Origin of the sequence: Wolbachia endosymbiont (group A) of Crataerina pallida (assembly GCF_964028475.1) — a bacterium.
Lineage (GTDB): Bacteria > Pseudomonadota > Alphaproteobacteria > Rickettsiales > Anaplasmataceae > Wolbachia > Wolbachia pipientis.
The window spans coordinates 244,559-265,906 of sequence record NZ_OZ034785.1 but is presented as its reverse complement, the minus strand read 5'-3'; the positions used below and the strand labels follow the sequence as shown (position 1 = coordinate 265,906).

Here is a 21,348-nt window from a genome sequence, read left to right as displayed (position 1 = left end):
GCTCAACTCCTTTATAATTAGTAAAAATTAATTTGAATTAACACAAATGTCAACGACAGGCCTTGAGCCTGTTAAAATCTTCTTCAGCGTGGTATGATGACCGAGTTAGTGGGCTTGATGCAACCACTAAGAAACCTTTGGAGTAAGCAATGTATTTATAATGCTCAAACTCTTCTGGGGTAACATACCTATCAAGTTTTGCATGTTTTGGAGTTGGTTGTAGATATTGACCAATTGTAATAAAATCAACCTCAGCACTGCGCAAATCGTCCATAACCTGCAGTATTTCCTCTTTTGTTTCTCCAAGACCAACCATAAGCCCTGACTTTGTGAAAACTTTAGGATTAATCTGCTTTACCATCTTCAGTAAATATAGTGAATGAAAATAGCGAGCTCGTGGTCTTATTTTTGCATACAATCTCGGCACTGTTTCAATATTGTGGTTATAGACATCAGGTGATGCAACAGCGATTGCTTCAAATGCTCCTTTCTTATTTAAAAAATCAGGAGTTAAAATCTCTATTGTTGTTTCTGAAGTTATCTTTCTAATTTCTTCTATGCACTGTATAAACTGATTTGCGCCACCATCTGGCAAATCATCACGATCAACGGAAGTAATGACAACATGTTTTAAGTTTAACTTTTTTATTGCTTTTGCTAAATTTTCTGGTTCATGAGGATCTAGTTTATCAGGAATGCCAGTTGCAACGTTGCAAAATGCACAAGCACGAGTGCAAACAGAACCGAGAATCATCACAGTAGCATGACGTTTATTCCAACATTCACCAATGTTTGGACATGCAGCCTCTTCGCACACTGTATGCAAGTTATGCAGTTTAACGATGTTTAAGGTCTCATTGAATACTTCACCGGTCGGAGCTTTTGCTCTGAGCCATTGAGGTTTGCTATGCATCTGAAACTGCTAACTCTACCTCTTGCTTTACTAAAACTTTTTTCAACCTTCTTTTTATCTTCTGCGCTTTCTCACTTAGTTTAATCGTTCTTGTGTTGAGCAAAAAAGCATCTAAATCACCTTTGTAATCTATAGTTCTCAAAGTTCTTGTTGCCACACGAAATCTAAACTTTTTATTCAATATATCACTTGTCAACGTAACCTTATGTAAATTTAAAAGAAAGGTACGCTTTGTTTTACGATTCGAATGTGATACCTTATTACCAAAAGATTTTTTTCTATTTGTTAATTCACAAACTCTACTCACTTCAATATACCAAATTATTCTATGTACTTAGATTACCTTATATAGTCAAATAGTCAATACTCTCTTGCTTAATTTTTATACCATATACTGCTTTATAACCAAAAAATATCGTAATTTTTTCTATTATAAGAGAAATCATATGCTGAATTTCCAATGCTTTACTGCCATTTGTTACTACCAGATGCAATACACCCGAATTTATATTCTGTGCATATGAGATCTTTTTCGGTTTTGTACACTCTGCTATTTCTTTCCCTACTATATTTCGCCAGTTTAAAATAAGACGTATTTCATTTTTACTAATCTTATTTTTCATGCATTTTAATGCATAGTTTTCAATTATAGACTTTAATTTTTTTGGACCGCTACGTTTGAGCATTTTTCTGTTTTTTTAGTAGGTAGATAATATAAAAGTATACATATAACTTGAGATTTTGTCATTACTGCTACATGTTTGTGAGATACCGTGACGGTATGACCATAATCGTCACTCCGCAACGCATATTGCATAGTCGTCATTCCGCGGCGTGTTCGCGGAATCTAGCTCTGGTCACGCTACTTAGATGACAACCTTCTAACTGCTTTACAAAGGCTCTACCCTCTGGCCTCACACCGTAAAAGCAGTATTTTTATGCAAAACTTATCTCAACGTAGCACTTGTCAAGATCGTTCCATTCAAAAATTTTTGTTTTGCCTCATAATTAACCTTATAGCTGTTTTAATTGTAATTGGTTAAATTATTATTAACTTGCCAGGCTAGATCCAAAAAATAGCATAATCAATATGCAAATTGCAATAGAAATCACGTTTGCGTATGGTTTATTGCTATGCAGTTAATCTTTCCTCAATCCAAGCTGCTTGAATAGCTTCGAGTATTTTCTCGTTACAGCGTTTTTCATCATCATCAAATTCCTCTAAACTCAAGACCTTTTTTTTAAGCTCAGTGAATCTAATACTAATTATATTCTCATCTGGAAATTTTTCTTCCAGAGCTTCTACAATATCTTCTATATCAAGCCATTTCATACTTTTTTGTATTTATCTGCTAAGTTAAATTGGTGCCCATGGGGAGACTTGAACTCCCAAGGTCGCAAAACCCACGGATTTTAAGTCCGCTGCGTCTACCGATTCCGCCACACGGGCTTTTTTTATCTATCTAGAGTAAAACTCTACTACTAAATTGACTTCCATGTCTGCTGAATAAGGAACCTCAGAATATTGAGGTGACCTCAAATACTTCACTGAATGCTCTTTACTATCTGCTTCTAAATAATCCGGAGCCTTGCGCTCTTGTTTTTGTTCAGCCTCTACTACTACAGGGATTTTTGCTGCCCTTTCTCTTATTTTTATTATATCACCTGGCTTCACTCGATAACTCGATATGTTAACCACCTTATCATTAACTGTAACGTGCTTGTGAGATATGAGCTGCTTTGCTGAGTAAATTGTTGGAACAAGACCAGAGTGGTATAAAACAGAACTTAATCTCGATTCTAAGATACCGATAAAATTATCAGCCGTATAACCCTTTCTGTTATAAGCATCTAAAAATGTGCGTCTGAGCTGCTTACTTGAAATCGCATAGTAAAACTTAAATTTCTTATGCGCAGCAAACTGCTTACCAAAGTCGGATAACTTCTTGAATCCAAGAATACCATGTTGACCTGGAGGGTATTTCCTTTTGTTTACTGGGTCTTTAGCTCTACCCCATAAATTTACACCAAGTCTACGGCTAATCCTATACTTTCTAGTGATAACAGTTGTCATATAAAAACTCTCACGATTTAACTTTAGATTATTAAGGATTTTAGCACTCAGTGTCAACTTGTTTTTGCTGATATAATCTTTTATACTTCATTTTTAAGTTTTTCTATTAACACATGAATCATTCACATTTAAAATCTATGGCAAACGCCATCCGTTTTTTATCAATTGATGCAGTACAAAAAGCAAACTCTGGACACCCAGGTATGCCACTTGGCATGGCAGATGTTGCAACTGTTTTGTTTGCTAAATATCTGAATCATAATCCTGATGATTCTAAATGGTTCAATAGAGATCGCTTTGTTTTATCAAACGGTCATGGGTCAATGTTACTATACTCAATATTATATTTGACAGGTTATATTAGCGTAGATGAGCTAAAAAACTTCAGACAAATGGGATCCAAGACCCCAGGTCATCCAGAGTTCGGCTTGACTTCCGGGGTAGAGGCAACAACAGGCCCGCTCGGTCAGGGGTTTGCCGCTGCTGTTGGCATGGCACTTGCTGAATCGATACTTGAAAAGCAGTTTAGAATCAATCACTACACTTATGTGATGCTAGGGGATGGCTGTCTTATGGAAGGAATAAGCCATGAAGCAGCATCACTTGCTGGGCATCTTAAATTGAATAAGCTTATAGCTCTTTTTGATGATAATGATATTTCTATAGATGGCGCTACTTGCCTTTCCTGTTCTGACGATGTAGAGAAACGCTTCTTAGCGTATGGATGGAATGTTGACAAAATTGATGGCCATGATTTTGATGCCATATCCCTTGCAATAGAGCAAGCAAAAAAGTCTGATAAACCTACAATGATCTGCTGCAAAACTATTATCGGAAAATTTTCAAGCCGTGCTGGCACATCCTCTGCTCACAGTGGTGCTTTTTCGGAGGAAGACATAAAACAGATGAGAGAGAAATTAAACTGGAATTATGAACCATTCCATGTACCAGAAGATGTGAAAAATGCCTGGAAGAAAACTGTTGAGAGAGCAAAACAAAACTACACGATGTCATTCCAGCGCGTGACGCTGGAATCCAGGAAAGAAGAAAAAGAATGGATCCCAGTGTCAAGCACTGGGATGACAAGAGAGAGTACTGGGATGACAGAAGAGAATGCTGGGATGACAGGGTATCATGCAGAACTTCAAAGACGGTTAGATAAACATCTACCAGATAATATCGCTGGTGTTTTAGCTGACCTGAAGAAACAAATATGTGAGCTAATGCCAAACGAAGCTACTCGATCTTCTTTCGGCAGAGTAATGGAACTTTTAACTGAGTCTATGCCGGAATTAATCGGCGGTTCTGCTGATCTTACCGGGTCAAATTGCACTAAATATGAGCACATGCAGGTAATAAATAGCAATAATTATAGTGGCTCTTATGTCCACTATGGAGTGAGAGAGCACGCTATGGCAGCATGTATGAATGGTATGGCACTTCACGGCGCGATTCTTCCTTATGGCGGCACTTTTTTGGTATTTTCCGACTATTGTCGTCCTGCTATACGTCTTTCAGCTCTGATGAAGCAGCAGGTTATGTATGTCATGACTCACGACTCAATTGGAGTGGGAGAAGATGGCCCGACTCATCAGCCAATAGAGCATTTAGCCTCTTTGCGTGCTATACCAAATCTATATGTTTTTAGGCCAGCCGATGCAGTTGAAACTCTGGAGTGTGTTAGCATTGCACTCGAAAAGAAAGAATCTCCAGCACTGTTTGCGCTCTCAAGGCAAAACGTAAGTTACATGCGCAAGTTCTACTCTGATATCGATCAATCTGCTAATTTATCGAAGTTTGGTGCATATATTTTGTGTGAATGTTCAAAAGAATTAAAAGTGACGATATTTGCTACGGGGTCCGAGGTTGAAATTGCAGTTGAAGCAAGGGAGAAATTGCAGGAAAAGGGTATAGGTACAAGGATTGTTTCTATGCCATGCTGGAGGCTTTTTGACGAGCAAAGCGATGAATATAAAGCGGCAATATTAAATAATGACAGCATTAAAGTTGCAATTGAAGCCGGAAGTGAAATGGGTTGGCATAAATACATAGGTTCAAACGGTATATTTATTGGCATGAAAAGCTTCGGAGAATCAGCACCTTATAAAACACTTTATGAGCATTTTAATATCAACGCTGATCATGTGGTAAAATGTGTGTGTGAGAAGTTAGGTTGCATTCAGTAAACCTCTTGCATAACCATATGAAAGCCCACTCTTCTTTGTCATTCCAGCGCGTGACACTGGAATCTAGTCCTTATTATGCAGCCACTTATTTAAAGTTAAGTTTCCTAGATCCCAGTGTCTGGGCACTGGGATGACAGGGGAAGATACTAGGATGACACCGTCATAAAGGAACCAGTGTCAGCTACTTGAATACATACCACCATGTCATTCCAGCGCGTGACGCTGGAATCTAGTAAACCTCTGGCTATATTATGTCATTGCCTTCTGAACTACTTGGTGATTCTAATACAACTGGTTGGTCAGATTCAGATGATGATTGTGTTGGCTCATCAAAACAAAATAACCATGAAAAAAACCCACCAAAAAATGATGCAACTAATGAAAAAGGCTTCATAAGTATACTAAACAAACTACCAAAAAAAGAGCTCGGCTGTTCTTCTGTTTGTGCAGGTTCTGTGGAAGCAACAGGACCTACATCGTTGTCTTGTACATCAGTTCCTTGTTCTGCACTGGTGGTGCTGGTTTGTCCTCCCTTATTTTGTGTAGATCCCGTAGGTTGACTACCGTTGCTTACACCAGTTCCTTGTTCTGCACTGGTGGTGCTGGTTTTTTCCCCTTCTTTGCTATTATCTGATTGTAGTTCAGTATCATCACCTACTCGTTTTTCTTCCTCTGGGCCCTCTTCACTATCTGTCGATGACTCATCCACTGAACCATCATCAGATTCTTCTGCGGGTTGCAATAGAGTTTTTATTTTGTCATCAGTGGCTAAATCGAAAGGAGTGTCTCCATTTTTATCTTTTTTATTAACATCTGCTCCTGCTCTTATTAGATCCTCTACTATTTCTTGGTTGTTATCTTGAGCAGCCAAATGTAGAGGAGTCTTTTTTTCATATTTATCTTCTATATTAACATCGATTCCTTCTGCTCCCAGTAGCGCTTTCACTTTGTCTATCTTGTTCTCTGAAACAGCCCAGTGTAAAGGAGTCCATTCTCTAAGTTCATCTTTTATATTAACATCAATTCCTTCTGCTTTCAGTAGAGCGTTCAATACATTTATATCTATGTTGTCCTTTTTAAGAACAGAATGTAAAGGAGTATCTTTATTCTTATCTGCTAAATTAACATCAATTCCCTCTTTTCTAAGTAGAGCGTTCAATACATTTATATCTATGTTGCCCTTTTTAAGAACAGAATGTAAAGGAGTATCTTTATTCTTATCTGCTAAATTAACATCGATTCCATCTTTTCCCAATAGGGCTTCTACTACCTTTTCATAGCCCTTTACAGCAGCCCAATGTAAAGGAGTATTGTTATCTCTATCTTGTGCATTAACATCAATTCCCTCTTTTCCCAATAGGGATTCTACTACCTTTTCATAGCCCTTTACAGCAGCCCAATGTAAAGGAGTATTGTTATCTCTATCTTGTGCATTAACATCAATTCCCTCTTTTCCCAATAGGGATTCTACTACCTCTTCATGGCCATTTTTAGCAGCCCAATGTAGAGGAGTATTTCCATTTTGATCTGTTGCATTAACACTTGCTCCTTCACTTATTAGACGATTTACTTCATTAATATTACCACTTTTAGCAGCCTCAAGTAATTCATCTGTGTTTTGTAATAGAGTTTGTATGTCTTGATTAGTGGTTAAATCGAAAGGAGTGTCTCCATTTTCATCTTCTGCATCAACATTTGCCCCTTTGTCCAATAGAGCTTCTACTACATCTTTATGGACCTCTTTAGCAGCCCGATGTAAAGGAGTGCTGTCATATTTATCTTGTGCATTAACATTGATCCCATTTACGTTCAGTAGGGCTTCTACTACATCTTTATGGCCCTTTTTAGCAGCGACGTGTAAAGGAGTCTCTCTTGTGTCATTTTGTGCATTAACATTTGCCCCTTTCCCTAATAGATCTTTTACTGCTTCCAAGTTGCCAAGCCTAGCAGCCAGATGTAAAGAGCTCTTGCAATATTCAGCTTCTTTTTCTTGTAATAGAGTCAACACATCACGTTCCATAGAATAATTGACACCATCAACATATGCTCCATTATCTAATAGAACTTCTACTATATTAAAATGATTATTTTTAGCAGCCCAATATAAAGGAGTATACAAATCTTCAACTGCGTTAACGTTTGCTCCTTCACTTATTAGACGCTTTACTTCATTAATATCACCACTTTTAGCAGCCTCAAGTAAAGCAGCATTTTGTGGAACTTGGCTTTCTTCTTCATCATTTTGCAATACTGGACTAGCATTATCTGTTTTTCCTGCATTTTCTAATAGAGTTTTTATTTCTTCATCAGCGGCTAAACCTAAAGGAGTATTTCCATTATCATCCTCTGCATTAACATTTGCCCCTTTGTCCAATAGATCTTTTACTATCTCTGCATGGCCCTTTTCAGCAGCCCAATGTAGAGGAGTCTTTCCTTTATCATTTTTTACATTAACATCTGCTCCTTCCCTTAATAGATTTTCTACTTCTTTCAAGTTGCCAAGCCTAGCAGCCAGATGTAAAGAGCTCTTGCAATATTCAGCTTCTTTTTCTTGTAATAGAGTCAACACATCACGTTCCATAGAATAATTGACATGAGCAACATCTGCTCCATTATCTAATAGAACTTCTATTATACTAACATGACCATTTTTAGCAGCCCAATATAAAGAAGTATGCAAACCTTTAACTGCATTAACATCTGCTCCTTCACTTATTAGATGTTTTACTTCATTAATATCACCACTTTTAGCAGCCTCAAGTAAAGCAGTATCTATTAATAGAGTGCGTATTTCTTCGTTAGTGGCTAAATTGAGAGGAGTGTCTCCATTTCGATCTACTGCGTTAACATTTGCCCCATTATTTAGTAAAACTTCTACTACCTCTTTACTATCTTTTTTAGCAGCTGAATGTAAAGGAGTATATCCAAAAAGCTTTTCCTCCTTATTAACATCTGCATTTGCTCTCAATAGGACTTCAACTGCCTCTTTACAGCTATAGGTAGCAGCTAAATATAAAGGAGTATATCCCCAACCATTTTCCTTATTAACATGAGCCCCTGCTGCTAATAAGGCATTTATTGCATCTGTATTGTCATTTCCAGCAGCCCAATGTAAAGGAGCATTGCCAAATCTATCTTGTGCATGAACATTTGCTCCTTCACTTATTAGACGGGTTACTTCCTCAATGTTATCTTTTTCAGCAGCCTCAAGTAATTTAGCTGTGTTTTGTAGTAGAGTTTTTATTTCTTCATCAGTGGCTAAATCGTAAGGAGTCTTTCCATCTGTATCTTCCGCATTAACATTTGCCCCATTATTTAGTAAAACTTCTACTACCTCTTTATGGCCATTTTCAACAGCCCAATGTAAAGGAGTCTTTTTATCTTGATCTTTTACATTAACCTTTGCTCCTTCACTTATTAGACTTTTTACCTTATCAATTTCACCGTTTTTAACAGCCTCAAGTAATTCAGCATTTATATCTCTGTTTGAATTGCTCATCCCATACCTCCTGTAAAACTATATTGTTATGATAAAGTCGTTAATAATCTATGAGCTCTCACCCCCTGTAAAATTATATTATCATGATAAAGCCATTAATAACCCATGAGCTCTATGTTCCTGGATCACGTAAATAATGGCTATTCCCCATGTTTTCAGTATATTTGAGCCGGCTGTACATAAGAATTGCAATTGTAGAGCATGCTATTGTTAATAGTAAATTTGGTAAAATACCATAGCGAAAAAATTTTCCTACTATATATATTCCAATAGCCCCAAACATCATATTGCAGAATGAGAGAACTGCACTACCAAGCCCTATACCTTTGATCGTTTCTAAAGCAGAAGTTACGTTATTGCTTATTATTAATGCAAGTCCGATATTAGCTGGAATCCAAGCAGTTTGAAGAATGAATATATTCAACTTGTCCGCGAAATAAAAATATACCAATAAACTATCGGATATTATCGGTAACACCAAACCTATTATTAGCATTTTGCTAACCCCTACTTTTGGTACATACCTTCTATTAATTAAAGTTCCAATTATGTAAAATATGACTATGATCGATATGAGGTAGCCAAAATACTGTACTTCAATGCCCATCGATTCAAATATGAACGGGTAGTTAGCAATGTATGCCCAAAGCCACATGAAAGTTAATCCATGAATGGCTGAAAACCCAAGGAAACGATAACTTCTAAATATTGATATATATTGCTTGAAGATATTAGTAGTTATGTTAGTTATACTGGTTTCATTTTTATTTACAGTGAGTGTTTCTTGTAACTTAAAGTAGATAAAAATAAGTATAGCAATTGCCGCGAGTGACATAATAAAAAACAAAAATTTCCAATGATACCCATGTGAAATTATATAACTGCCCACCACTGGAGCTATTCCAGGTGAGAGTGCCACAACCATATTTAATTTTGAAATTACTCTCGAGTATTCACTACCCGAGTACATATCCCTTATTGCTGCATACCCAACAACACCTGCAACACCAGCTCCTGCCCCTTGTATGAAGCGAATTAGTATCAAGAGCATAATACTGTCGGCTATATAACACATGACACTTGCCAAAGTAAAAATTGTCATACCAATCAGCATCATTGGACGCCTACCATAATGGTCCGATAATGGACCATAAATTAAGCCAGATACCGCAAATCCAACTAGATTTAAGCTAATTGTAAGCTGCACTACACTGCCTTCTACTTTAAAATAATTGGCAATGCTTGGTAGTGCAACTGAGTATAGGTCAGTTGCCATATCGACAATTGCTACAGACAATATCATAATAAGAGAGATGATATTTTGCGAAAGAGCTGTTTTCACTTAATGATTTACTGGATTAAATATACTTAATTATAATGTATTTTTTTCATTAGTATATTAAATTAACTACTGAAATTAAGAGTAGCTATTCAAGAAAAAGCCTGTGAAGGCTCTATCCAGTAGGGCAGTGCCATGACTACTTGGATCTAGTTTCCATTATACAATTTCATTAAAGCAGTTTACTTACTTGCAATTAAGTTTCTGGATCCAAGTAGTCATGGCACTGGGATGACAGGAGAAGGAGGCTACTTAGATGACACCCTCCTAGTGGATTCAAATCACAATGTTCGTACAGTTATGTGCTTTGACACTGAAATCTTAAGCTAAAATCATGAAAAGCACGAATTTCAATATCTTACCTTTGATTATTCACTTTAAGCTTTAAATCTTCAACAGAAGATGCATTTGCCTCACTTACTACCTTTAGTGGTTCACCAAGGCTATGTTCCACTTTTGTCTCAAATTTAAAGCCCAATTTTTCGCAAAGCTTCTGAAAATATTCAACAATAACATCAAACAAATTCTTACCACTTACTTTGTAGTTTTTTAGCTCTTTAGGAATGGTAAGAAGTACTTTACCATCTTCATATGTTACATTTTTATCTTCACATTTCAGTTTAAACTCCGCTGAACTGCAAAAACCTGGTGTTTCGATATATGTACAATCATCATAGTTAAGCATTTTTGTATATTTCATGCTAAAACTAAGCTTTATACAATTGGGTTCACGACAATCCATAATATACTCTCTTGTCATACAGTTGCTTTGCGTTGACAAATGAAAAGATCCAAGAGCTTGACTCATATCATTAGGAAGAAAATGAGTATATCCGCCCTGATAATAGTTATTTATTAACTCCTCAATAATAGAGTTATTGGGAATTGTTGCACCAACGTGTTTAAACATTTCTGTAAAAATTTGTCTGAGAAATGGACGATAATTCCCTTTTCCGTTTTCATCCCGTAGAATTAGATTTTTATGTTTTGAATACAGATTGTTAATAAATTCGTTAGTTATTTTTTGTCCGTTAATAGCAAGGCCGTGTGTTCTATTAAGATCCTTATATGTTCCCTCACCAGAAATTACTTCGTCCCAAGTGTTAGCTTTGAAATCAGCATATTTGAGCTTCTTTACTTCAGCTTTCAACGCATTGACCATTTCCTTTGACATGTTATATCTCTACCATTAATACCTGTATATTAATTCTAGCACTTACTTTATTAAATTTCAATTACTAAATGAATTTATCACTTTCACTTCCGTATTTTCCAGCGAGTCACCGTAAGTCACTGCTTTTAGGTAAAACTTTTTTCCCCTTTGCACTTCGAAAGATATTACTGAATCATCAAGCAGAGTAAATTTTTCACCTGCGGTGTGCTGATACTCTTTGGTGCCCTCTTGCCCTCTAATTAGGTTGCTAAGCTTATATTTATTTTTATCTATAAGTTCGGCACTCTGAAATTTTACTATCTCTTTTCCAACCAGTGCTAAATTGCTTACATTTATAGTACTAACATTAGTGCTTGTAAAACCCTCTTCTGTCATCCCAGTGCCCAGACACTGGGATCCAGGAGAAATATGGTCAAGCGCTGGAATGACACCATCACTTAAATAATGGTTATATGAAGAACTCAATACACCAAAACGTAACACTACTATAAGCCCCTCGTCGGTAGATTCCATTACATATCCGTAAGTAGACTGCTTGTTTGTGCTTGCGATAGGCTTATAATCCTTATCGTTGTACGAAATAAAGAGTGTTGCTCCTTTCCAATTCTTTTCCTCGCTAATTAAAGTAAAGCTTGTGGTATTATCTTTAACATGCGGTAAATCTATCATTTCTATGATGGTTTTGCTAACGTGAGAGGGAGGGTATTCCTTCAGCATAAGTGACCTTGTTGAAGGAAAAGAGAGCTTATATATAGAGCGATCATAACCAACGCCAATTACTTGAATGGACATGCTTTCAAATTTCGTTTTTATAATTCTCACCGTATGCTTTTTCTCACCGTCTAAAATCGTTATTACATCACTTGGCACAAGCCACGCATATTTTATCGACAGCTTGAAATTGTATATATTTCTCTCTTGCCACGAAGAATAAAGTAAAACCTCAGCTATATTTTGCGCCTCTCCCTCCTCCATAATGAGTGGTATTTCAACTGTTATAGCAGTGCCTTGCTTTGGCAACTCAGCATATTTAACATCAATTGGATAGCCAAAATTGCGGTTAAAGTAAACGATGTTAACTTTATTGTTTAAATCCAGTTGACTAATATTAACAAGTTGCATCGACTTTGAACTGTTATTGAAAACCATTTCACCAATTGGCATTACAGTTGTAACTCCCCTGCCCTTTTGGACAAATTTCAGTTTAGAGTCCTGTTCAACCACATCAAAAAAATAGCAACTTTGCAGCATTTTAATAATTGAACGTACCGATTGCTGGTCATTTATTACATATCCAGACAATAATCCTTTAACATCACTCGTATCGAACTGATCGCTTTTTAAACCTGCTTTTTGTAATAGATCCGATAAAACATCGGAAATATTAAGCTGTGAAAGCTTTCCCTGAATCCAATGTCCTGTCTGCCAATTATGGCAGTCAGTCCACATATCACACAAATTGGGGAAATAAGGAAATGGCCTTGCATCCCATGCCCAGAGAAACATTTTTTCTACCATTTCCGAGCTTTGCCACTTCTTTAGCGTTCCTTCAATTGCAATTTTTTGCGAAAGAAAGCTCACCTCTCCGTTTGAATATCGTGGATATTTGCTCTCTATGCTGCCTTTATCAACAAACACATTTGGCTCATTAGTGCAGCCGTTCATACTGGGAAATCCATACTCAGTAAACCATATTTTTTTCATTTTTGGTTGCCATTTCGTTTTACTACCACCTGGATTTATGTGAGTTTCACTCCACCATTTCTCTATATTTTTCCACGCATACCTGCTGTCGTTATACTTTACTTTTTCAGGTTCACTCTTTGAGTAATCATAGAAATAATCATACCCCACTCCACTGCTCCAACCACCCATTACATCTTCCGCGGAATAACCAAAAGGAGGCTCTGGACCATCAGTCAGTGGAAAATAAGCATCTATGCCAACAACGTCGATATACTCTGAAGACCACAGTTCATCCATATTATACCAACCATCATATGAATGGTATTCGCTCCAATCTGCAGCGTAGGTAACTGTTACTTCTTTTCCAAGATTAAGTTTTATCTGTTTTGCAAGTTTGACCAGCTCTATCACCACAGGATAATTACCTTGAGCATCTTTTACTCTGGTAAGCTGGACAAACTCAGACCCGATGATAAACCCTTCCACTTTAGTTTGTTTGGCAATGCTTGCATAATGCTCTATAAATTTGTTATATTGATTCTCAAAAAAATCACTTATATCCCCAGGGGTCCCGCTCAATTTTCCTCGCCACTCTTTGTTCTTTGTGTCAAGTAAGGGCATTGGATAGAGCATCACCTTGTAGCCTCTGCTGTGTAGCTCTTCTATATATCTTATCAACGCTGCATCACTAACTGTGCCACCATACCTTGGGTTTCCACTCGCATCTTTTGAAATTAGCTGAGCATTATCTCTGGTTACACCCCCTACTTGCCAATCATCAGGTAATATTGCGGAATCATCTTGAAATTCAACTGCAGGATATATTTTACAATCTTTAATGTTCAGATCATTCACAAACCAATTGACTACCACCGACACCAACTCAACATTTGGCAAATCTTCTTTTAATTGATCCAAAGAAAGCATTGCATCGCTCTTTTTAGTGTGGTTGTTGTGATTTACCCTTTGCGCCAGCCCATATGGGATATATTGGTTGCTGCTTATTTTCTCTTGCGCGATTTTCTTCTGTATTTTTGTATCATATACAAACTCACCTGAACCTGGTATGATATTGATATTCCGAATATTTTCCGCTATTGAAAACCCAACGGGCTTTAATGCAGTTCGCACTTCAAATGTAAATATCGGGACGCGATTGTTATAGTCTGCTAAAGGAAAATTCTTGATGACTATGTAAGATATTCCCCTATAAGCCGGCACATTCCCCTCTCCTTCAATTGATGACATAAATGGATCAGGATTTTGGTCTTCTCTGCCGCTGTAAAAAGTATAATCTATTTCATCAAAGCTAAGTGATGTTGTATCTGCCCAGATTCTGTTTAATTTTTCTACTTTCCCCTTGCAGATCGCAATTGCAAGCGTTGCGTAGTAATTATATGTAACGTTCATACCTCTTCCAATTTTGCTTTTGGTGGTTATCGCCTCTTCTTTTATTGGCTGTGACCAAATAATGTTCCCTGCAACACGAGCAGTGCCATAGATAATTGGAATCGTTCTGCCGTAGGTTGAGGTTTGAACTTGCAGATTTTTTAGTCTCGCACCATGCGTTACTTTTTGCTCGGCATCAAGGCCGAACATTGCCCCATCTAGCTGTGCACCAAGAAGAGCACCGAGTTCTGAGCCGATAATCCGGCCAATTGGACCAAAAATGCTGCCTGCTTGACCAAAAATTGATGATAAAATTATTGTAGACATGGTAATCCTCCTTTTGATAGATTTTTTTGAAATTGTTGAGAGAAGATCCAAGTGTCACGCTACTTGGATGACAAGAAAGTGGTACTGGGATGACAGATACTATGATAAGAAATTCAGCAGCTTACAATGGATAGTTGAAGTTTTTAATTAAGAAAAGCACACAAGTAAATCGTGTAGCTATAGTTATTGTAAGCAACAATGAAAAAGTGCGGAAGTGAAAAATTTATGTTGATTTTATATTAATTTTTAGTACAATTTAGCATTATAATCTGGGGGTGCCAATGAAATTTGAAATGTCGGAAGAAAATAGTAAAAGAGTCTTGTCTGGTACAAAATGGATTACTAATGTTGGTCAAAACTATCTTACATCACTGAATAATAGCACTAAACCAACTAGTTCTGGAAAAAAATTAATCAATGCTTTTTTACTTGTTCCAATCATCGTGCCTACTGCTATAACAGCATTATCTCTTAGCTTAACTATGCTTTTTTTGAATGCTGTTAATGTTCAAAAAGATGATTCTAAATTATCTAAAGTAATAAAGTTTATAGTTAGCTCTCTAATCTATATAGCTGCTACCGTGGTTTTAATTCCGTGCATTGTATTAAATCTAATAATTTCACTGATACCTGGTCTTATTTTTTATTACATTAATAAAGACATGTTTAGTCAAAAAGACATAGAAAACAGTCAAGGTCAACCAGTAAATAAAGTTGAGATAAGTAATGATAAAGAATACAATGAGCGTGTTGAAAAAGAAGCTAGCATATTAGGAACTGACCAACATCAAAATAATGAAGAGCACGAGCAAAATGAACTAAGGAGTAATAGTCAAAGTAATTCAGAACAACACCATTCAGCATATAATCAAGCATTAGTAAGTAATGGTCAACTACATAATCAACTGACTGTAGAAGTAATATCTCGAGAAGTGGGTAATACGCGATTTGTAGACCAGACTGTTATAGCAAAGGATATAAATAATGATGGTATACGAGATGGTGGAATGATGATGCGAACAGTTGGAAATGATCGTAACTTCACTGCTTGTGGTGTTGTTACCGGAAATGCTACTAATAAACAAGAAGGTTTCGCTACTGCTATGGGGTTTTCATGTAACATTGTTGAAAATGGAATAGATTTCCAACTTGGCTGCAGTATGCGCACTGGAACTGACAAAAAGCAAGCAATTAAACATCTTAAGCAAAGTGAATCAGCGCGAACTTTGCTATCTGGTGATAGTGGAATATTGTCTATAGAGCAGTTTGGTAGCTCACAACGAAAGCAGTAATTATTTCACCAGCGGCAAAGTAATACCATGCTGATTCATATATTTTCCTTTCATATCATCATATGATTTCTCGCATTCACTTTCGCCGCTTAAAAATACGAATTGGCATGCGCCTTCATTAGCGTAAATTTTCGCAGGAAGTGGAGTGGTGTTTGAGAATTCGAGTGTGACATGACCTTCCCATCCAGGTTCTAAGGGAGTAACGTTTACTATAATTCCACATCTTGCGTAAGTTGATTTACCAACACAAATGACCAGTACATTCCTTGGTATACGAAAATATTCCACTGTACTTGCAAGCACAAAGCTATTTGGTGGAATTATACATACGTCTGTTTCCTTATCTATGAAACTATTCTCAGAAAAATTTTTAGGGTCCACGATGGCTGAATTAACGTTAGTAAAAATTTTAAATTTATTATCCACTCTTGCATCGTAACCATAAGATGATAGTCCGAAAGATATAACACCTTTGCTGCTTTTGTGGTTCACAAAAGGTTCTATCATTCCAAAATTTTCAGCTTTTTCTCTTATCCATTTATCTGGCATAACTGCCATAATTGCCCCTTAAAGTTGTGTAATACTTACAATAATATAAAATAAAATTTAAATGTAAACTGTAGCTTTTGTCATGCAATTAAAGCTTTTCAGTTTGATTTTTTATTACAATAATTAGATTTATGTTCTTAACTAAAAATAATGCTTAGAAACTTTCTCCTGATTTTTGTATTCGTATTATTCACGCCGCTATCAAATGCTGATGCCAGGAAATACATCAGAATTGTTGGATCTTCAACTGTTTTTCCTTTTATCTCGTTTATAGCCGAAGAGTTCAACCGTGTATTCTCCTTTAAGACTCCAGTTGTGGAATCGATAGGAAGTGGATCAGGATTCAAAATGTTTTGCTCAGGAATAGGGGAAGACACTCCAGACATCACCACTTCATCTCGCCCTATGAAGGAAGTAGAAAGAGAACTATGTAAAAGGAATAAAATTAATGAAGTGATAGAAATCATCATTGGCTATGATGGAGTTGTCATTGCAAATTCAAATCAAAGCCATAGATTTGATTTCACAAAGAAGGACTTATTTGAAACTTTATCTGCATATTCTCAAGAAAATGATAAATTAGTAAAAAATAATAAGAAGTTTTGGTCTAATGTCAATCAAGCCTTACCAAAAACAGAAATTGAAATTTATGGTCCACATCAAAATACAGGTACATACGAAACTTTGGTTAATTCTATTATGCTTGATCAATATTCATGCATGAACTCGAGAATTTTCAAAGAGAATTATAAAGATCAGGAAGAAAGAAAGAAAGCATGTGGTAATATAAGGGATGACGGAAGGTATATAGAAGTTGGAATTAATGAAAATATAATAATACAAAAATTGAAAAGTAACAAGAACGCCTTAGGGATATTTAGTTTCAGCTTTTTAATGAGGAATCAAGATAAAATACAAGGGAGCACAATTGCAGGAATTGAGCCAACTTACGAAAATATATCATCGGGAAAATATATATTAGCAAGACCTCTATACCTTTACATAAAGAGGGAACACTTGGATACTGTTGATGGATTAAGAGAATTCGTAAAAGAAATTATAGATTCGATCGGCATTGAAGATGGGTACCTATCTAGGCTTGGTCTAATTCCACTTTCAAGTGAAGATATAAAGAAAGCTTCAGCAAAGGTTTATGATATAACGTGACGGCAACGTTTCTTTTATATTCTTTGTTCTAGCGTAGTCAGACCCAGCGCGGCGCGCTGGGATGACAATGGATTACTGATTAGGCAGTTCTGCGTTGTTGCAACACCCAGAAACAACCGGGTTCAAACTTTTCGTATTTGGACTTTCTGATTTCTCACAAACTCCTCCAATATAAGCTAGTACAGCCAATGCTGAAACTGCTGAAACTTCTAAAACTAATGCAACTACAGGATATGCCAGCACATAGGCTGCAATAGCACCAACTACGCATAGTCCAACAACGCCTAGAGCGATCTTCCCTTTGTATTCATTAAGCTTTATTTCTCTGTCCTTTTTATAACCCTTAACTTCTTGAATAAAGTCTTCAAGCCATCCCTCACCAGCTATATTAGCATACTCTTTTTGTTGCTTTTCAAGAGAACCTATTATATAGTTATCTTCTGTATTTTGACCTTCTCTATTAACCATGTGGTCTTCAAGCCAGAAGTTACGAACATCAGGGGAAGCTTTATCCCAAAGAAGTTTAGTGATCTCTTTTATCTTTTCAAATTCTTCTTTGCCAAGATTTCTTTCATAGTCAACCATCAGAGGATAAATTAACAAGCAATCAATATCAGTAGCATCACTCCAATATACATTTCGCGTCAAAACACTTTCTACATCTTCACCGCAATTCTCTAGTGCTGTTTTAACTTGATCAACATTAAGACTTCTTATTGCACGCCTTAGTGCCATATCAAGATCCATTACCCTCTTGTGCTCTTCTATTTCTTGAATAACTGTTTTAAGAGCAGGTATGTTATAAAGGCCAAATCCTCGAAAACTCTCTATTGCACGACAACACACAAAATCACGAGTTTTCTGATTAGCAACTTTCCAAATTTGTTTAATGATCTCTACGTTTTCTCCAATTTCTCCTTGAACTTTAACTCCAGCGTCAAGACCAATAATAGCAAAATCTAAAAAATTATCTTTGTAACCAGCCCCAATCCCCTCGTGGTTCAAAACTGCTTGTATATTATCACATTCATTATTGTCGAATATGCCCTGGACCTTTTGAGGGTAGTTATTGCTAATTGCTATAATTAATGAAGCTCGAATTTTTTTTTGTATATCAGTTAATTCAACCATATCTTACCTCTAATAAAAATTTAATTATCACACATATTTACAAGTAAATCAAGTATATTGTTAATAACTGTTAATAAAGGCCAACAAAATGCTTGACGTTAGAGTAGCTTTTATGGCTTTGTATAGCGAGGAAGTAATTCTATGAAAAATCATCAACGTTTACAAAATTTGCGTTCAATTGTATTTATTGTGGGAATATTCCTATTGCTGTTTAGCTTAGCAATGCTTATTCCTGCTATTACTAATAAATGTCTCAGCTACAAATGGAAAAATTTCCTCGCTGGATTCATAATTACCTGCACATCTGGCGCAATTTTTATTTTACTCGGTAAATTAAGTAGATTGCATGGAATGCCAGCAATTTTTGCGATTACTAGTTGCACCTGGATTGCCTTGTCTCTGTTTGCAGCTATTCCTTTCTATTTTGATAATCTGAGCTATGTTGATGCATTGTTTGAAACGATATCTGGCATCACAACCACAGGAGCAACTATATTTAATGATATTGAAAAGCAATCTCCGGGAATACTGCTGTGGAGAGCAATGCTACATGGCATGGGGGGTTTTGGTGTAATCACTTTAGGAATTGCAGTTTTTCCTATGTTTAAGGTTCTCAGCCTAAATAATTTACTTTATTCTGAATATTCAGATGCTACCAAAAGGAAGTTGCCGAACACGCGAAGCGTAGTAATTCATGTTACGGCAATATATTATGGCTTAATTTTGTTATGTATATTTTCCTATTATCTAGCTGGTATGCCACTATTTGATGCAATATGTCACGGAATGTCTGCTGTATCAACTGGTGGATTTGCTAACTATAATGATTCTATAGGGCACTATAATAATCCCATACTAGAAGCCATAACGATCGTTTTTATGATTTTGGGTTCTCTGCCTTTTCTTAGCTATTTAAAAATCATAAGACGGTTAGACATTTGCTATGATGAGCAGGTCTCTTACTTTTTTAAGATAGCTATTGTTTCATCTTTATTTGCTTGTTTTTGGTTGTATAAAAATGTTGATTTAGGAGTGTCATTATCATTTAGATGCAGCACATTTACCATCACTTCCTTGATTACGTCAACTGGTTATGCAATCTGTAATCATATATAGCTCTTTCCACAGAAGTCCGGATATGATAAGATTAAGGATAGATGGCGATAAGGAGGTTGGATGCCGGCAGCATATAGTTATGATTTAAGAAAAAAAGCAATGGAAGCACTAGACGAAGGGGAAAGCAGAGAAGCAGTGGCAGCAAGATTTAAAATTGGACGAACTACTTTGTGGGAGTGGCAGCAAAGAAAAAAAGAAACAGGCGACTTTCAGTCAAAAAAACTCGGTAATGGAGGTTACAATCAGAAAATTATCGACTGGAATAAGTTTATCGAATTTGCTAAAAAACACGGTAGAAAAACTCTGTCGGAAATGGCTAAACTTTGGGGCAACGTTAGTATCCAAACGATCCACCGAGCTCTCAGAAAAATTGGATTTACGCGCAAAAAAAGACATATGGATACAAGGAAAGGAACGAAGAAAAACGTGCTGAATTCTTAAAAATTATAGCAACAAAAGAACCAGAAAACTTAGTGTATATAGATGAGTCTGGGATTGATAACACGGAGGACTATCCATATGGGTATTGCCAGAAAGGACAGCGATTTTATGCCCTAAAATCTGGAAAAAAAACTCAACGAATCAGCATGGTTGCAGCCTTAAGTAGAAGAAAGATAGTTGCTCCATTAACATTTGAAGGCCACTGTAATATGGATATTTTTAATGGATGGTTTGAGCAATTTTTGGCACCGATCTTAGAACCTGGACAAACTGTCATTCTTGATAATGCTACTTTTCATAAGTCTGATAAGCTTATCAAGCTCGCTAAAGGAGTCGGTGCAGAAATTTTGTATCTGCCGCCTTATTCTCCAGATTTTAACAAAATTGAGCATCATTGGTTTGCTATAAAAAACAGAGCCAGGAAAAACATTCCTCTATTCGAATCCTTTCGTCGTGCTGTTGATTCTGCCTTCCTATGACCTATTCGGACTATTATGAGAAATGCTATAGATTGGAGTTTCATTTCAGTCTTAGCTTTTTTTCTCACCTTTGTTGGTGGATGTAGTGGTTCTTCAAGTGGTGGTGTCAAAATCTTCCGCTTGATTGTTCTTTTAAGGTCTATAAGAAATTACTTTTACCTTTTATTAAACCCTGATGCAGACAATGGAGTAAAATTCAATGGAAAAACCCTGGAGAATGATGAAGTTCACTCTGTCTTTATATTTTTTGCAATTTTCATGTTAACGTTTACCATTTCATCAATAGTGATGTCTTACTTAAGCAATGCAGACTTTATAACTAGCATCAGTTCAGTCTCTGCAACGCTTACAAACTCTGGCCCGGGATTTAGTAATTTAATAGGTCCTTCGGGTAATTATTCCTCTTTCAGTAATGAAGTAAAATTATTTCTATCGTTTTTAATGCTGCTTGGCAGACTTGAAATATTGCCAATCTATTTTTGTATAGGCAATTTATTCTTATTTAATAGAAAGAAATAGTTGGTGAAGTTGTGAAATTTGATATTATAGCTAAACTGACTTACGACAATTTGAAAAACCGTCATTC

17 protein-coding genes and 1 tRNA gene are annotated in these 21,348 nt (G+C 36.3%); 6 read left to right on the top strand and 12 right to left on the bottom strand.

Annotated features, from left to right (window positions below):
- Window positions 1-49: 49 nt before the first annotated feature.
- The 6 genes from lipA to rpsD all read right to left on the bottom strand — a co-directional run bounded on the left by lipA (window position 50) and on the right by rpsD (window position 2,987).
- Window positions 50-913 (bottom strand): lipoyl synthase, encoded by an 864-nt coding sequence (gene lipA / locus ABWU55_RS01335; protein ID WP_010082514.1) that lies wholly within the window; start codon window positions 911-913, stop codon window positions 50-52.
- Window positions 906-1,220, bottom strand: coding sequence for a 50S ribosomal protein L28 (gene rpmB, locus ABWU55_RS01330; protein ID WP_006279619.1), 315 nt, complete (start codon window positions 1,218-1,220; stop codon window positions 906-908). Before rpmB ends, lipA begins: the two co-directional genes overlap by 8 nt.
- A gap of 37 nt (window positions 1,221-1,257) precedes the next feature.
- The gene (locus ABWU55_RS01325; RefSeq protein ID WP_010082513.1) at window positions 1,258-1,599 is read right to left on the bottom strand and encodes a DUF721 domain-containing protein; all 342 of its coding nucleotides are present in this window, start codon (window positions 1,597-1,599) and stop codon (window positions 1,258-1,260) included.
- Window positions 1,600-2,045: 446 nt separating this feature from the next.
- Window positions 2,046-2,246, bottom strand: coding sequence for a Fe-S cluster assembly protein IscX (iscX, locus tag ABWU55_RS01320; RefSeq protein ID WP_010962556.1), 201 nt, complete (start codon window positions 2,244-2,246; stop codon window positions 2,046-2,048).
- A gap of 30 nt (window positions 2,247-2,276) precedes the next feature.
- Window positions 2,277-2,363: transfer RNA gene (locus ABWU55_RS01315), tRNA-Leu, on the bottom strand.
- 9 nt (window positions 2,364-2,372) lie between these two features.
- On the bottom strand, window positions 2,373-2,987 hold the full coding sequence (gene rpsD / locus ABWU55_RS01310; RefSeq protein ID WP_010962555.1) for a 30S ribosomal protein S4: 615 nt from the start codon (window positions 2,985-2,987) through the stop codon (window positions 2,373-2,375).
- A gap of 113 nt (window positions 2,988-3,100) precedes the next feature.
- Between rpsD and tkt the strand changes: the two genes are divergently transcribed.
- A complete protein-coding gene (gene tkt / locus ABWU55_RS01305; protein WP_264373794.1) occupies window positions 3,101-5,173 on the top strand; it encodes a transketolase in 2,073 nt (690 codons plus the stop codon).
- Between the two features lie 244 nt (window positions 5,174-5,417).
- Here the strand turns inward: tkt and ABWU55_RS01300 are convergent, their stop codons facing one another.
- The 4 genes from ABWU55_RS01300 to ABWU55_RS01285 form a co-directional block, all read right to left on the bottom strand.
- Complete coding sequence (locus ABWU55_RS01300; RefSeq protein WP_353286385.1) at window positions 5,418-8,672, bottom strand: ankyrin repeat domain-containing protein; 3,255 nt, start codon at window positions 8,670-8,672, stop codon at window positions 5,418-5,420.
- 112 nt (window positions 8,673-8,784) lie between these two features.
- Window positions 8,785-9,975: a multidrug effflux MFS transporter gene (locus tag ABWU55_RS01295; protein ID WP_353286550.1), complete on the bottom strand. Its 1,191-nt coding sequence runs from the start codon at window positions 9,973-9,975 to the stop codon at window positions 8,785-8,787.
- Between the two features lie 394 nt (window positions 9,976-10,369).
- A complete protein-coding gene (locus tag ABWU55_RS01290) occupies window positions 10,370-11,185 on the bottom strand; it encodes a hypothetical protein (RefSeq protein WP_022626257.1) in 816 nt (271 codons plus the stop codon).
- 57 nt (window positions 11,186-11,242) lie between these two features.
- Complete coding sequence (locus ABWU55_RS01285; protein ID WP_353286384.1) at window positions 11,243-14,587, bottom strand: glycoside hydrolase TIM-barrel-like domain-containing protein; 3,345 nt, start codon at window positions 14,585-14,587, stop codon at window positions 11,243-11,245.
- Between the two features lie 281 nt (window positions 14,588-14,868).
- Here ABWU55_RS01285 and ABWU55_RS01280 point away from each other — a divergent pair, with 281 nt between their 5' ends.
- Window positions 14,869-15,879, top strand: a complete 1,011-nt coding sequence (locus tag ABWU55_RS01280; RefSeq protein ID WP_353286383.1) for a hypothetical protein — start codon at window positions 14,869-14,871, stop codon at window positions 15,877-15,879.
- On the opposite strand, the gene dcd is transcribed toward ABWU55_RS01280, so the two are convergent.
- Window positions 15,880-16,437, bottom strand: a complete 558-nt coding sequence (gene dcd, locus ABWU55_RS01275) for a dCTP deaminase (RefSeq protein WP_006280485.1) — start codon at window positions 16,435-16,437, stop codon at window positions 15,880-15,882.
- Between the two features lie 141 nt (window positions 16,438-16,578).
- Between dcd and ABWU55_RS01270 the strand changes: the two genes are divergently transcribed.
- Window positions 16,579-17,595: a substrate-binding domain-containing protein gene (locus tag ABWU55_RS01270; RefSeq protein WP_070356802.1), complete on the top strand. Its 1,017-nt coding sequence runs from the start codon at window positions 16,579-16,581 to the stop codon at window positions 17,593-17,595.
- A 72-nt stretch (window positions 17,596-17,667) separates the two neighbouring features.
- Here ABWU55_RS01270 and ABWU55_RS01265 read toward each other — a convergent pair whose 3' ends face one another.
- A complete protein-coding gene (locus ABWU55_RS01265; RefSeq protein WP_244226868.1) occupies window positions 17,668-18,726 on the bottom strand; it encodes a hypothetical protein in 1,059 nt (352 codons plus the stop codon).
- 141 nt (window positions 18,727-18,867) lie between these two features.
- Between ABWU55_RS01265 and ABWU55_RS01260 the strand changes: the two genes are divergently transcribed.
- From ABWU55_RS01260 to ABWU55_RS01250, 3 genes are all read left to right on the top strand, one after another.
- The gene (locus tag ABWU55_RS01260; protein ID WP_353286382.1) at window positions 18,868-19,842 is read left to right on the top strand and encodes a TrkH family potassium uptake protein; all 975 of its coding nucleotides are present in this window, start codon (window positions 18,868-18,870) and stop codon (window positions 19,840-19,842) included.
- A 60-nt stretch (window positions 19,843-19,902) separates the two neighbouring features.
- Window positions 19,903-20,762 (top strand): IS630 family transposase gene (locus ABWU55_RS01255; RefSeq protein ID WP_156518142.1). Its coding sequence is split into 2 segments (ribosomal slippage): window positions 19,903-20,227 and window positions 20,227-20,762, totalling 861 coding nucleotides; the frame shifts between segments, so codons are not numbered across the junction.
- A 15-nt stretch (window positions 20,763-20,777) separates the two neighbouring features.
- On the top strand, window positions 20,778-21,281 hold the full coding sequence (locus tag ABWU55_RS01250) for a potassium transporter TrkG (protein WP_353286381.1): 504 nt from the start codon (window positions 20,778-20,780) through the stop codon (window positions 21,279-21,281).
- The last annotated feature ends 67 nt before the right edge of the window (window positions 21,282-21,348 follow it).